Below are 13,733 nucleotides of genomic sequence, written 5' to 3' on the forward strand. Positions count from 1 at the left end.
GAGGCAGGATGGTCGTCATGAGGCTGCGCGTATTCACCGAACCACAGCAGGGAGCGAGCTACGAGACGCTGCTGAGCGTCGCGAAGGCCGCGGAGGAGCTGGACTTCGACGCCTTCTACCGGTCCGACCACTATCTGGCCATGGGAGACGGGGACGGCCTGCCGGGCCCCACCGACGCCTGGATCACCCTCGCAGGGCTGGCCCGTGAGACGAGCCGCATCAGGCTCGGCACGCTGATGAGCGCCGCCACGTTCCGGCTGCCGGGCCCGCTGGCCATCCAGGTCGCCCAGGTCGACGCGATGTCGGGCGGACGGGTCGAACTCGGCCTGGGCACGGGGTGGTTCGAGCAGGAGCACACCGCATACGGAATCCCGTTCCCGAAGGAGAAGTTCGGGCGGCTCGAAGAGCAGTTGGAGATCGTCACCGGGCTCTGGTCGACCCCCGCCGGCGAGAAGTTCGGCTACGACGGCAGGTATTACACGCTCACGGACTCGCCCGCGCTGCCCAAGCCCGTGCAGTCCAGGGTGCCGGTGCTCGTAGGCGGTCACGGCAAGGTCCGTACGCCCGCTCTCGCGGCACGCTTCGCCGACGAGTTCAACATCCCCTTCGCATCCGTCGAGGACAGCGAGCAGCAGTTCGCGAGGGTGCGCGCGGCGGCCGAGAAGGCGGGCCGCACGGCGGACGACATCGTCCTGTCCAACGCGCTGGTGGCGTGCGTGGGCAAGGACGACGCCGAGACCGCACGCCGGGCCGCGGCCATCGGACGGGATGTGGAGGAGCTGAAGGAGCACGGCCTGGCCGGTTCGCCCGCCGAGGTCGTGGACAAGATCGGCCGCTACGAGCAGGCCGGTTCCTCCCGTATCTACCTCCAGATCCTCGACCTGCACGACCTGGACCACCTGCGGCTGATCTCCGAACAGGTACGGACACAGCTCTCGTGACCCGGCCCGCCGTGCCGCTGAGCACCGCGCTGGCGCGCGGGCCGCTCGTACTGGACGGCGGGCTCTCCAACGAGCTGGAGGCCCAAGGGGGCGATCTCTCCGGCGAGTTGTGGACCGCGCGGCTGCTGCGTGACGAGCCCCGGCGGGTCGAGGCGGCGCACGCCGCCTATGTGCGCGCGGGCGCCAGGGTGCTCATCACCGCCAGCTATCAGGCGTCCTTCGAGGGCTTCGCACGGGCGGGTACGGGACGGCGCGAGGCGGCGGCGCTCTTCCGCCGCAGCGTCGCTCTGGCCCGCGCGGCGGCGGGCGAGCACCCGGTGTGGGTGGCGGCCTCGGTCGGCCCTTACGGCGCGGTCCGCGCGGACGGCGGCGAGTACCGCGGCCGTTACGGACTGACCGTGCGGGAGCTGGCCGCCTTCCACCGCCCGAGGATCGAGGCGCTGGCGGAGGCCGAACCGGACGTGCTGGCGCTGGAGACCGTCCCCGACGCCGAGGAGGCCGAGGCACTGCTGCGGGCGGCGGCAGGCTGCGGCGTGCCGGTGTGGCTGAGCTACACGGTGGAAGGCGACCGCACCCGGGCCGGTCAACCACTCGCGGAAGCCTTCGAGGCGGCGGCCGGGGAGGAGCAGGTGGCGGCCGTCGGCGTCAACTGCTGTGCGCCGGCCGACGCGGGCCGTGCGGTCCGTACGGCGGCGGAGGTCACGGGGAAGCCCGTGGTCGTCTATCCGGACAGCGGCGAACGCTGGGCCGGCGACCGCGGCCCCCGCGACCGTCCGGACGACCGCGACCGGGGAACCGGCGGCGACCGCGATGCGGGCGCCGGGCTTCCCGGCGGCGCCTGGCAGGGTCCCGTCTCCTGGTCGGCGGATCTGGCCGGGGGCTGGGCGGCGGACGGCGCCCGGCTGATCGGCGGCTGCTGCCGAGTGGGCCCGGACCTCATCGCAGGGCTGGCGAACGAGCCGTCCCTGCGGCAGCGCTGAGGCTTACGCCCCGGCCGGCGACGTAGCGCCCATGGCAGGGGCGAGGCCCCCTGAGCCTGGCCCGTGCGCTGGAGCTTCCGCAAACACTACGCGCGTCACGTCGACCTCGGAGAGGATGGAGGCATGGGATTCCATGTCGACTCAGAGGCCGGACGGCTGCGCCGCGTCATCCTGCACCGCCCCGACCTGGAGCTGAAGCGCCTCACGCCGACGAACAAGGACGACCTCCTCTTCGACGACGTGCTGTGGGTCCGCCGTGCCCGCCAGGAGCACGACGCCCTCGCGGACGCCTTGCGCGACCGCGGCATCGCGGTGCACCTCTTCGGCGACCTGCTGGCCGAGACCCTCGACATCCCCTCGGCCCGCGCGCTCGTACTGGACCGCGTCTTCCACGAGAACGAGTACGGGCCGCTCGCCACGGCCCATCTCCGCGCCGCCTTCGACCGGTTGCCGACGAAGGATCTGACCGAGGCGCTGGTCGGGGGCATGACCAAGCGCGAGTTCCTGGAGGGCTACGAGGAGCCCGCCTCCGTCCGCTTCCATGTGATGGACCTCGACGACTTCCTGCTCGCCCCGCTGCCCAACCACCTCTTCACCCGCGACACCTCGGCCTGGGTCTACGACGGCGTCTCGATCAACGCGATGCGCTGGCCCGCCCGCCAGCGCGAGACCGTCCACTTCGAGGCGATCTACCACCATCACCCGCTGTTCGCCGGTCCTGACAGCCCCGCGTTCAACGTGTGGTCGGAGGGCCAGGGCGCATATCCGTCCACGATCGAGGGCGGAGACGTGCTGGTCATCGGCTCGGGCGCGGTGCTGATCGGGATGAGCGAGCGCACCACCCCGCAGGCCGTGGAGATGCTGGCGCGCGGCCTGTTCGCGGCGGGCTCGGCCCGTACGATCGTCGCGCTGGACATGCCGAAGCGTCGGGCGTTCATGCATCTGGACACCGTGATGACGATGGTCGACGGCGACACCTTCACCCAGTACGAGGGGCTGGGCATGCTCCGCTCGTACACCATCGAGCCCGGCGGCAGCGTCAACGAGCTGAAGGTCACGGACCATCCGCCGGAGCACATGCACCGGGCGATCGCGGCCGCCCTGGGCCTGGACCACGTCCGTGTCCTCACGGCCACCCAGGACGTGCACTCCGCCGAGCGCGAGCAGTGGGACGACGGGTGCAACGTGCTGGCCGTCGAGCCGGGCGTCGTGCTCGCCTACGAGCGCAACGTCACCACGAACACGCATCTGCGCAAGCAGGGCGTCGAGGTGCTGGAGATCCCCGGCAGCGAGCTGGGCCGCGGCCGGGGCGGACCCCGGTGCATGAGCTGCCCCGTGGAGAGGGACCCGGTCTGAGCACGGCCGGGCGACCGTGCACGGCGGTCATGGCGAGCGCCGAGGGCGCAAGGGACCGTCCTGTATAGAGATTCGGGCGTCGGTATAGAATTCCATGGTCGGACGTCAGTCAGCTCAGCACCTGCCAGCGACCTAGGAGCCCTCCCTCATGGCGACAGACCTCACGGGCCGCCACTTCCTCAAGGAACTGGACTTCTCCCCCGAGGAGTTCCGTCACCTGATCGACCTGGCCGCCGAACTGAAGGTGGCCAAGAAGGCGGGCGCCGAGCCGCAGCGGCTGCGGGGCCGCACCATCGCGCTGGTCTTCGAGAAGACCTCCACCCGCACCCGCTGCGCCTTCGAGGTCGCCGCCGCCGACCAGGGCGCGGGCACCACCTATCTCGACCCGGGCGGCTCGCAGCTAGGGCACAAGGAGTCCGTACGGGACACCGCGCGGGTGCTGGGGCGGATGTACGACGGCATCGAGTACCGGGGCAGCGGCCAGGCCGTCGTGGAGGAACTGGCCGCCTACGCCGGGGTCCCCGTCTACAACGGACTGACCGACGACTGGCACCCCACGCAGATGCTCGCCGACGTGCTGACCATGACCGAGCACTGCGCCAAGCCCCTCGACGCCACCGCCTTCGCCTACCTCGGCGACGCCCGCAACAACATGGGCAACTCCTATCTCGTCACCGGCGCGCTGCTCGGCATGGACGTGCGCATCGTCGCCCCGCGCGCACTGTGGCCCGAGGAGCCCGTCGTCACACGTGCGCGCGGCCTCGCCGCACGTACGGGGGCGCGCATATCCCTCACTGAGCAGGTCGAAGAGGGCGTGCGGGGCGCGGACTTCGTGGCCACCGACGTCTGGGTGTCGATGGGGGAGCCCAAGGAGGTGTGGGACGAGCGCATCGCGCTGCTGCGTCCCTACGCCGTGACCATGGACGTACTGCGGGCCACGGGCAACCCGGAGGTGAAGTTCATGCACTGCCTGCCCGCCTTCCACGACCTGGGCACGGCGGTGGGACGGGAGATCCACGAGCGGCACGGCCTGGACTCCCTGGAGGTCACGGACGAGGTCTTCGAATCGGCCCAACATTCCGTCGTCTTCGACGAGGCGGAGAACCGGATGCACACGATCAAGGCGCTGCTCGTCGCGACGCTCGCCGGTGAGAATCACGGACGGCCCGGCTACTGAGAACCCGCCGGGTGTACGAAGGCCCGCCGGGCGTGGGCCCGTTGAGGCTCCGCGCACACGGTCATCCGTGCAGCGCCAGATAGGGCGCGAGTGCCAACAGGGTTCCCGCCAGCGCGTACTTGAGCTTACGGGTGGGCACCGCGTGGGCGATCTTCCAGCCGATCATCACGCCCGCCAGCTCGGGGACGCCGACGAGGACGGCGAGCGCCCAGTCGACCGAGCCGTGCACCAGATAGGCCACGGTCCCCACGCTCGCGATGACGACGGACTGTGCCTGCGCGGCGGCCAGCGCGGGCAGCAGCGGCAGTCCGGCGATCACCAGCAGGGGAACGCTCAGCATCGGGCCGCCGAGGCCGAAGAGCCCCGCGGCGACGGCGACCAGCAGCCCGAGGGCGGCGGTTGTGACGGGAGACAGGCTCGCGGGCCCGGTGCCGCTCCCCGCGCCGCTGCCCGTCCCGGGGTCCGAACTCGTCGGCCCACCACCGGAGTCGGCTGCTCGGGCCGCGTCCGCCGTCCCCGCCGTACGGCGTTCCCGCAGCCACACCAGTATCCCCGTCGTGGCGACCGCGATCGCGAGCAGGATCGCGAACACCCGCCCGTCGGCAAGGGTGTTGAAGAAGACGCCCAGCGGGGAGCCGACGAGCGCGGCCGTCGACAGCACCAGCGCGATACGGCGCGTACGGGGATCACGTAGCTGACCGGAGCGGGTGTAGGCGGCCGTGCCGAGGGCGCCGGTGGCGATGTGCGTTGCGATGGCCGTCCCGGCGACCCCGGAGGGGGAGAGCCCCGTCAGCAGGAACATCCCGATGGTGGGCAGCACTCCGCCGGGGCCCACCGCGGTGATGCCGATGCCGCCCGCCAGCCCGAAGAGAGCCAGCAGCGCGAGTATCAGCGGATCGAACTCCATCAGCCAGTCCCTTTCGCAGCCGGGCCCCTCGCGTGACCGGCCACAACGCTAGCCGGTCGGCCTTGCGGCAGTTCACGGCCGTCGCAGCCGGACGGTCCGGCCGGTCGCCCGGCCCGTCTCGGCGGTCCGTCCCCGCCCGGTGTCTATCGCGCACCCGTGACGGCAGTCACGAACCGGTGATACGTTCACGGTGCCGGCAACGCCGTGGAGGAGGCCCCCACCCATGAGCCCGTACACCGGATCGGCCCGCGCCACCGAGGAGTGGCAGCACATCAAGGTCACGGAGGACGACGGCGTCGTCACCGTCACCCTCGCCCGGCCCGAGCGGCTGAACGCCCTCACCTTCGGCGCGTACGCCGATCTGCGCGATCTGCTGGCCGAGTTGGCGCGGGAGCGACGGGCGCGTGCGCTGGTGCTCGCGGGGGAGGGGCGCGGCTTCTGCTCCGGCGGCGACGTCGAGGAGATCATCGGCGCGACCCTCGACACGGACACCGCCCAGCTTCTGGACTTCAACCGCATGACGGGCCAGGTCGTGAGGGCGCTGCGGGAGGCGCCGTTCCCCGTCGTCGCCGCGGTGCACGGGGTCGCGGCGGGCGCGGGCGCCGTGCTCGCGCTGGCCTCCGACTTCCGCGTCGCCGACCCCACGGCGCGCTTCTCGTTCCTGTTCACGAAGGTCGGTCTCTCCGGTGGCGACATGGGCGCCGCGTATCTGCTGCCCCGCGTGGTCGGCCTGGGCCACGCCACCCGCATCCTGATGCTGGGGGAGCCCGTAAGGGCCCCGGAGGCCGAACGCATCGGTCTCATCAGCAAGTTGACCGAGGAAGGGCAGGCGCACTCCGCCGCCGCCGAACTGGCCCGCACCCTCGCCGACGGCCCCGCGCTCGCACACGCCCAGACCAAGGCGCTGCTCACGGCCGAGCTGGATCTGCCGCTGTCGGCCGCCGTGGAGATGGACGCCTCGACGCAGGCGCTGCTGATGCACAGCGAGGACTACGCCGAGTTCCACGCGTCGTTCACGGAGAAGCGCTCGCCGAAGTGGCGGGGGAAGTGAGATGAGCGGGCCGCACGCCGCATCCGGCACCGGCGGGATGCGCGTCGCCGTGATCGGGGGCGGACCCGGCGGTCTCTACGCTGCCGCGCTGCTCAAGCGTCTCGACCCCTCCCGAAGCGTCACCGTGTACGAACGCAACGCCCCCGACGACACGTTCGGCTTCGGCGTCGTGCTGTCCGACGAGACGCTCGGCGGCATCGAACACGCCGACCCGGCCGTATACGCCGCGCTCCAGCGGGAGTTCGTGCGCTGGGACGACATCGACATCGTCCACCGCGGCAGCACCCTCACCTCCGGCGGCCACGGCTTCGCCGCGCTGGGCCGCCAGCCGGCTGCTGGCCGTGCTCCACGAGCGCTGCCGCGAACTGGGCGTGGACCTGCGCTTCCGCTGCGAGGCGCCGCCCGCGGCCGAACTGGCCGCCGTACACGACCTGGTGGTGGCCGCCGACGGCGTGCACTCCACCACCCGCGACGCCTTCGCCGACGCCTTCCGGCCCAAGGTGACCGAGCACCGCTGCCGCTACATCTGGCTCGCCGCCGACTTCGCACTCGACGCCTTCCGCTTCGAGATCGCCGAGACCGAGCACGGCGTGCTCCAACTGCACGCCTATCCCTACGAGTCGGCAGGCGAAGCCGGGCCGGGCGCCTCGACCGTCATCGTCGAGACACGCGAAGAGGTCTGGCGCGCCGCCGGGTTCGACGGCATGGACGAGCGCGCTTCGGCCGAGCAGTGCGCGAAGCTCTTCCCCGAGACCCTCGGCGGCAGGCCGCTGCGCGGCAACAACTCGCAGTGGATCGCCTTCCGTACGGTCGTCAACGAGCGCTGGTCGCACGGGAACGTGGTGCTGCTGGGCGACGCCGCGCACACCGCGCACTTCTCCATCGGCTCCGGCACCAAGCTCGCCGTGGAGGACGCCCTGGCGCTGGCCGCATGCGTCGAGGAGCAGCCGGACCTGCCCTCGGCGCTCGCGGCGTACGAGGAGGAGCGCCGGCCGGTCGTCCTCTCGACGCAGCGTGCGGCACGCGGAAGTCTGGAGTGGTTCGAGGACCTGGCCACCTATGTCGGCCAGCCGCCACGGCAGTTCGCGTTCAATCTGCTCACCCGCAGCCGCCGGGTCACCCACGACAATCTGCGGCTGCGCGACCCCGGTTTCGTGGCGGGAGTGGAGGCGGAGGCGGAGATCGAGGACGGTACGCCGCCGATGTTCACACCCTTCCGGCTGCGTGGACTGACGCTGCGCAACAGGGTCGTCGTCTCCGCGATGGACATGTACTCCGCCGAGGAGGGCCCCGACTGCGCGGGAATCCCCGGCGACTTCCACCTCGTACACCTCGGCGCGCGTGCGCTGGGCGGCGCCGGACTCGTGATGACGGAGATGGTCTGCGTCTCGCCCGAGGGCCGGATCACGCCCGGCTGTACGGGACTTTGGACCGGAGCGCAGGAGTCGGCGTGGAGCCGCGTCACGGACTTCGTGCACGCGCAGTCGCCCGGGACCGCGATCGGCGTGCAGCTCGGCCACTCCGGCCGCAAGGGCTCGACACGGCTGATGTGGGAAGGCATCGACGAGCCGCTGCCGGAGGGCAACTGGCCGGTCGTGGCGCCCTCGCCGCTGCCGTACCGCGAAGGCGTCAACCAGGTGCCGCACGCCCTGACCGCCGCCGAAATGGCCGCCATACGCGAGGAGTTCGCCGAATCGGCCCGCCGGGCCGCACGCGCCGGGTTCGACCTGCTCGAACTGCACTGCGCCCACGGCTACTTGCTCTCCAGCTTCCTCTCACCGCTGACGAACCGCCGCACCGACGAATACGGCGGCGGCATCGAGGGACGCCTCCGCTTCCCGCTGGAGGTCTTCGACGCGGTACGCGAAGTGTGGCCGCGGCAGCGGCCGATGACGGTACGGGTGTCCGCCACCGACTGGGCGGAGGGAGGCATCACCCCGCAGGAGGCGCTGGGCGTCGCCGCCGCCTTCCGCGACCACGGTGCGGACGCCATCGACGTCTCCACCGGGCAGGTCGTCGCCGACGAGCGGCCGGACTTCGGACGCTCCTACCAGACCCCGTACGCGGACCGCATCCGCAACACCCTCGGCGTCCCCGTCATCGCCGTGGGCGCCATCTCCTCGTGGGACGACGTGAATTCGCTGCTGCTCGCGGGCCGCGCCGACCTGTGCGCGCTGGGACGTCCGCACCTCTACGACCCGCACTGGACGCTGCACGCCGCGGCCGACCAGGGCTACGAGGGGCCCGGGGCGCCCTGGCCGCTGCCCTACCGTGCGGGCAGCCGCAAACCGCCGACGGGACGTACGGACGCGCCGAAGCCGAGGCTCACGCTGTAGCGCGGGCGGATGGCAGCGGTAGACGGCCGGGCAGCGCCGGGACCGCCGCGGGCGTCATCGGCGGTAGGTGTCGCGGTCGGGGTTCCAGTCCTCGTCGAACCAGCGGTCGTCGGGGCCGCGGCGGTTGCCCACGATGGCGGCGATCGGCGGGATCACGAGCGCCGCGACGCACAGCCCGACGGCGGCGGGGACCGAGATCAGGCGCACGAAGCTCCAGGCGCTGACGAAGAGCACCAGGCATGTCGTCATCAGCACGAAATAGCGCCTGCGCCGTTGTGCGTACACACCTCAAGGGTATTGCGGCGACGAGCCCGGCGGGAGTCCGCGCCCGGCGGGGCTCACAGGGCTCAGCGGGGTGCACGGGGCTCACAGGACTCACCGCGGTTCACGGGGCTCAGCGGTGTTCACGGGCCGCCATGCGTCTGCCGGGACGCCCACCCGGCGCCCTGCGCGGCGGCCCCAACCCGCTCATCCCTGCGCGAACTTCACCGCGTACTCGCGTCCCGGCTCGCGCAGCCTCTCGTGCAGCGCGAAGAAGACCTCCGCCGAGCGCTCGCCCGGCCAGTCCGCCGGTAGCAGCGAAGGCGGCAGCCCCGGGTCCGCGTACGGCAGGCGCCGCCATGCGTCGAGCGCGGGGAGATAGTCCCGGTACGCCTCCTCGGGCGACGCGTCGCGCCGCCGTGACCAGGCGCGCAGCACCGGCTCGTGCACGTCCAGGAACGCCCGGTGCAGCGCCGCCAGCGACGGCAGGTCCCACCAGCGCGCCACCGCGTCCGCCGTCGGCTCGAAGCCCTCGTGCGTCCCCGCGAAGAGGTCCACGTACGGGGTGAGACCGAGCCGCCCCAGGCTGTGACGGGTCTCCTCCTCCAGATGGGACGGCGCGATCCAGATTCCGGGCGCGGCGTTGCCGAAGCCGAGGCGGGCCAGCCGGGAGCGGAGTATGTGGCGGCGGCCCCGCTCGCTCTCCGGCACGGAGAAGACGGCCAGCAGCCAGCGGCCGTCCGGCACGGTGCGGGCGTAGACGCGCCGGTCGCCGTCGTCGAGCAGTTCACGCCCGGCCGCCGAGGGCGCGTACCCGGCGGCCTTGCTGCCCGGACGGTCCGCGGTGAGCAGTCCGCGCCGCTTGAGCCGGGACACGGCGGACCGCACGGACGGTGCGTCGACGCCCACTGCGCCCAGGAGCTGGATCAGCGCGGCGATCGGCACCGTACTGCCGGGGAAGGCACGCCCGTAAGCGCCGTAGAAGGTGAGGATGAGCGACCCCGGCGACGGCCGGGAAGCGGGGGCTGCTGATTCACGCGGTCACTCTAGGCGGGCTGCCCGTCAGGGGTCTGCGCGCCCGGTTCCGGCCGCCCGGCGGACCCTGCCTCGGCGGCGGCCCCGGTTCCGGTCCCCGCCTCGGGCCCTGTTCCCGACCGTGTCCCCGTCGCCTCTCTCGCCGTCGCCGCGCCCGCCTCGCGCAGTACGTACCGCTGGAGCTTTCCCGTGGGCGTGCGCGGCAGCGAATCGGCGAAGACGAACTCGCGCGGGCACTTGTACGGGCTGAGCTGTCCGGTGACGAACTCCCGCAGCACGTCCGCCGTCACGGCGCCCGGCCCGGCCGCATCCCCCTCGTCCTCGCGCAGCACCACGTGTGCCACGACGATCTGGCCGCGCCGCTCGTCGGGGCGTCCCACCACGGCGGCCTCCGCCACGGCGGGATGGCGCAGCAGGGCCTCCTCGACCTCGGGGCCGGCGATGTTGTAGCCCGCCGAGACGATCATGTCGTCGGCGCGTGCCACGTAACGGAAGTAGCCGTCGGCGTCGCGTATGTAGGTGTCGCCGGTCAGGTTCCAGCCGTCGCATACGTACTCGCGCTGCCGGGGGTCCGCGAGATAGCGGCAGCCGACGGGACCGCGTACGGCCAGCAGGCCCGGCTCGCCGTCCGGCACCGGCGTGAGGAGTCCGTCGCCGTCCCTGTGCACCACCCGGGCCTCGAAGCCCGGCACGGCCACACCGGTCGTCCCCGGGCGGGCGTCGTCGTCGGCGGCGGAGACGAAGATGTGCAGCATCTCCGTCGCGCCGATGCCGTTGATCATCCGCAGGCCGGTTCTCTCCAGCCACGCCTCGTAGGTGGCGGCGGGCAGGTTCTCCCCGGCGGAGACACAGCGGCGCAGCGAGGAGATGTCATACGGGCGGGCCCGTCCCGCAGGTGCCGGTGCGGAGGCGTCGCCGAGCTTGGAGAGCATCCCGCGATAGGCGGTCGGTGCGGTGAACAGCACGCTCACACGGTGCCGTTCGACTGCCGCGAGCATCTGCTCGGGCCCGTTCCACTGCCCCAGCAGGGCGGCGGCGCCGGCCCGCAGCGGGAAGATCACCAGTCCGCCCAGCCCGAAGGTGAAGCCCAGCGGAGGGCTGCCCGCGAAGAGGTCGTCGGGCGTGGGGCGCAGCACGTGCGCGGAGAAGGTGTCGGCCACGGCCAGCACATCGCGGTGGAAGTGGACGCAGCCCTTGGGCCGCCCCGTCGTACCGGAGGTGAAGGCGATCATGGCGACGTCGTCGGCAGCGGTCCGGACCGCCTCGTAGCGGTCGGGCTGCGACTCGCACAGCGCCAGCAGGTCCCCGGGGCCGTCGCCGCCGAAGGGCGTGAGCCGCAGCCCGGGTATCTCCGCCTTCTCCAGCTCATCCAACGCGCCCGCGTCGCACAGCGCGTGGCTGATCCGTCCCATGTCGCACACCTTGCGCAGCTCGTGGGCCCGCTGTGCCGCCAGTACGGTCACGGCCACCGCCCCCGCCTTCATCACCGCGAGCCAGCAGGCCGCCAGATGGGGGGAGTTGGGGCCGCGCAGCAGCACACGGTTGCCGGGGACCACGCCCAGCACGCCGGTGAGTACGTGGGCGATCCGGTCGACGCGGGCGCGCAGTTCGCCATAGCTCCAGCACTCGCCGTCGTCGGCGCGGAAGGCGGGACGGTCCGCGCCGTAACGTTCGGCCGAGACGTCCAGCAGCTCGACCCCGCAGTTGAGGCGGGCCGGGTAGTGCAACTCGGGCCGGTCGAAGCGGAGCTGCGGCCATTCCTCGCTCGGGGGCAGGCTGTCGCGGGTGAAGGTGTCGACGTGCGCGGACGGGCTCAGTTGCATCGCGGGCCCCCTCGGGGGTGTGCCGTGGCCGGTGTCGCCGGTGTGCCGTTGAGCGTAACGTGTTGGTGACGACAGTCAACGGTCCGCGATAGAGGATCAGGGGCGGCCGCGTGACCGCCGCCGTCATGAGCAGGAGGAGGCCCGCAGATGCCCGCGTTCGCGCTCGACCCCGAGCAGCACGCATGGTGCGAGGAGCTACGGGAGCTGGGGGCCCGTGAGCTGCGTCCGCTCGCCGAGGCGGGCGAGGAAGGCAGCATCAACCGCCCGTTGCTCGCCGCCCTCGGCGAACTCGGCCTGCTCGGGCGGCTGTTCGCGCCCGACGGGCGCCCCGCGAGCGCCCTCGACCTGTGTCTGCTGCGGGAGTCGCTGGCGTACTCGTGCACCGAGGCCGAGACGGCTCTCGCCCTTCAGGGGCTGGGCGCGGGGCCGCTCGCCCTCGCCGGTACGGACGCCCAGCGCGCACGCTGGCTGGGCGAGGTCACCTCGGGCCGCGCCGTGGCCGCATTCGCGCTCAGCGAGCCGGGCGCGGGGAGCGACGCCGCGGCCCTCGCCCTGCGCGCCGAGCCGGACGACGAAGGGGAAGGGCACGGCTGGCGTCTCACCGGCACCAAGACCTGGATCTCCAACGCACCGCACGCCGACGTGTTCACCGTCTTCGCCCGTACGTCACAGGGCGCGGGCTCGCGCGGCGTCACCGCGTTCCTCGTACCGGCCGGGCGGCCCGGACTCGGCGGCGAACCACTGGAGATGCTCTCCCCGCATCCGATCGGCACGGTCACCTTCGACGGGGTGCCCGTCTCGCGTGACGATCTGCTCGGCGAGGTCGACGGAGGCTTCCGCGTGGCGATGCGCACGCTGAACCTCTTCCGTCCGAGCGTCGGCGCCTTCGCCACGGGCATGGCGCAGGCCGCGCTGGACGCGGCCGTGCGACACGCGGGCGCACGCGAGGCGTTCGGTGGCACCCTGCGCGAACTCCAGGCCGTCTCACACCAGTTGGCGGAGACGGCGACGCGAGTCGAGGCCGCACGGCTGCTCGTCTACGCCGCTGCGGCGGCCTACGACCGGGGCGAGGAGGACATCGCACGCCGCGCGGCCATGGCGAAACTGCTCGCCACGGAGACCGCCCAGCAGGCCGTCGACACCGCCGTGCAGATCCATGGCGCAGCCGCCCTCCAGCGGGGCCATCTACTCGAACACCTCTACCGCGAGGTCCGCGCGCCCCGTATCTACGAAGGAGCGAGTGAAGTGCAGCGCTCGGTCATCGCGAAGGAGCTGTACAAGTGACCGAGCCCGACGAGAACCCTGACGGCACCGCCGCCCACGACCGGGACGGCGAACGTGCCGGGAACCGTGCGGACGCCGAGCCCGGCCCGCACGGGCACGAACCTCGCCTGCGGCGCACCAATCCGCCCGAACTCTCCCCGCCGACGGGCTTCTCCCACGCCGTGACGGCCACCGGCTCGCGCATCGTCTTCCTCGCCGGACAGACCGCGCTGGACGCGGAGGGCAAGGTCGTCGGCGCCACGCTCACCGCCCAGTTCGAGCAGGCGCTGACCAACCTGCTCACGGCGCTTGCCGCTTCGGGAGGCACCCCTGCCGATCTGACGCGCGTCACCGTCTACGCGACCGACGTGGCCGCCTACCGTGCCGAGGCCCGCCAACTGGGTGCCGTCTGGCGCCGCCACGCGCACCGCGACTATCCGGCGATGGCGGTCGTCGGCGTGACCCGGCTGTGGGACGAGGAGGCGATGGTGGAACTGGACGGCATCGCGGTGCTGCCGTAGCGGGTGCCGGTGGCGTGACGGGGCGCCGACCTCCGCTGTCGTCAGCCGAACCAGCTCACGCGGACCACGTAGATCCTCTTGC

The 13,733-nt window shown here is 72.4% G+C and carries 11 protein-coding genes and 1 pseudogene; 8 read left to right on the forward strand and 4 right to left on the reverse strand.

Annotated elements, in window-relative coordinates:
• Positions 1–17: 17 nt before the first annotated feature.
• From MMA15_RS22990 to argF, 4 genes are all read left to right on the forward strand, one after another.
• Positions 18–941 carry an LLM class F420-dependent oxidoreductase gene (locus tag MMA15_RS22990; RefSeq protein ID WP_241061993.1) on the forward strand — a complete coding sequence of 308 codons (924 nt, stop codon included), beginning with the start codon at positions 18–20 and terminating at the stop codon, positions 939–941.
• Entirely contained in the window at positions 938–1,921 is a 984-nt protein-coding gene (gene mmuM / locus MMA15_RS22995; RefSeq protein WP_241061994.1) for a homocysteine S-methyltransferase, read from the forward strand. Before MMA15_RS22990 ends, mmuM begins: the two co-directional genes overlap by 4 nt.
• Positions 1,922–2,044: 123 nt before the next feature.
• Positions 2,045–3,277 carry an arginine deiminase gene (locus MMA15_RS23000; RefSeq protein WP_241061995.1) on the forward strand — a complete coding sequence of 411 codons (1,233 nt, stop codon included), beginning with the start codon at positions 2,045–2,047 and terminating at the stop codon, positions 3,275–3,277.
• A 148-nt stretch (positions 3,278–3,425) separates the two neighbouring features.
• Positions 3,426–4,454: an ornithine carbamoyltransferase gene (gene argF, locus MMA15_RS23005; RefSeq protein ID WP_241061996.1), complete on the forward strand. Its 1,029-nt coding sequence runs from the start codon at positions 3,426–3,428 to the stop codon at positions 4,452–4,454.
• Between the two features lie 61 nt (positions 4,455–4,515).
• Here the strand turns inward: argF and MMA15_RS23010 are convergent, their stop codons facing one another.
• Positions 4,516–5,361, reverse strand: coding sequence for a sulfite exporter TauE/SafE family protein (locus MMA15_RS23010; protein ID WP_241061997.1), 846 nt, complete (start codon positions 5,359–5,361; stop codon positions 4,516–4,518).
• A gap of 223 nt (positions 5,362–5,584) precedes the next feature.
• On the opposite strand from MMA15_RS23010, the gene MMA15_RS23015 reads away from it, so the two are divergent.
• Positions 5,585–6,412 carry an enoyl-CoA hydratase family protein gene (locus MMA15_RS23015; protein ID WP_241061998.1) on the forward strand — a complete coding sequence of 276 codons (828 nt, stop codon included), beginning with the start codon at positions 5,585–5,587 and terminating at the stop codon, positions 6,410–6,412.
• Positions 6,413–6,449: 37 nt separating this feature from the next.
• A pseudogene (locus MMA15_RS23020) lies at positions 6,450–8,748 on the forward strand (bifunctional salicylyl-CoA 5-hydroxylase/oxidoreductase).
• Positions 8,749–8,802: 54 nt separating this feature from the next.
• Here MMA15_RS23020 and MMA15_RS23025 read toward each other — a convergent pair.
• The 3 genes from MMA15_RS23025 to MMA15_RS23035 all read right to left on the reverse strand — a co-directional run bounded on the left by MMA15_RS23025 (position 8,803) and on the right by MMA15_RS23035 (position 11,867).
• A complete protein-coding gene (locus MMA15_RS23025) occupies positions 8,803–9,033 on the reverse strand; it encodes a DUF3099 domain-containing protein (RefSeq protein ID WP_241061999.1) in 231 nt (76 codons plus the stop codon).
• A gap of 183 nt (positions 9,034–9,216) precedes the next feature.
• Entirely contained in the window at positions 9,217–10,002 is a 786-nt protein-coding gene (locus tag MMA15_RS23030) for a PaaX family transcriptional regulator (RefSeq protein WP_241063389.1), read from the reverse strand.
• Positions 10,003–10,055: 53 nt separating this feature from the next.
• Positions 10,056–11,867 (reverse strand): AMP-binding protein, encoded by a 1,812-nt coding sequence (locus tag MMA15_RS23035; RefSeq protein WP_241062000.1) that lies wholly within the window; start codon positions 11,865–11,867, stop codon positions 10,056–10,058.
• A gap of 147 nt (positions 11,868–12,014) precedes the next feature.
• Between MMA15_RS23035 and MMA15_RS23040 the strand changes: the two genes are divergently transcribed.
• Both MMA15_RS23040 and MMA15_RS23045 read left to right on the forward strand, forming a co-directional pair.
• Entirely contained in the window at positions 12,015–13,151 is a 1,137-nt protein-coding gene (locus MMA15_RS23040; RefSeq protein ID WP_241062001.1) for an acyl-CoA dehydrogenase family protein, read from the forward strand.
• A 107-nt stretch (positions 13,152–13,258) separates the two neighbouring features.
• A complete protein-coding gene (locus tag MMA15_RS23045; protein WP_241063391.1) occupies positions 13,259–13,651 on the forward strand; it encodes a RidA family protein in 393 nt (130 codons plus the stop codon).
• Positions 13,652–13,733: the final 82 nt, after the last annotated feature.

Source organism: Streptomyces marispadix (assembly GCF_022524345.1).
Classification (GTDB): Bacteria; Actinomycetota; Actinomycetes; order Streptomycetales; family Streptomycetaceae; genus Streptomyces; species Streptomyces marispadix.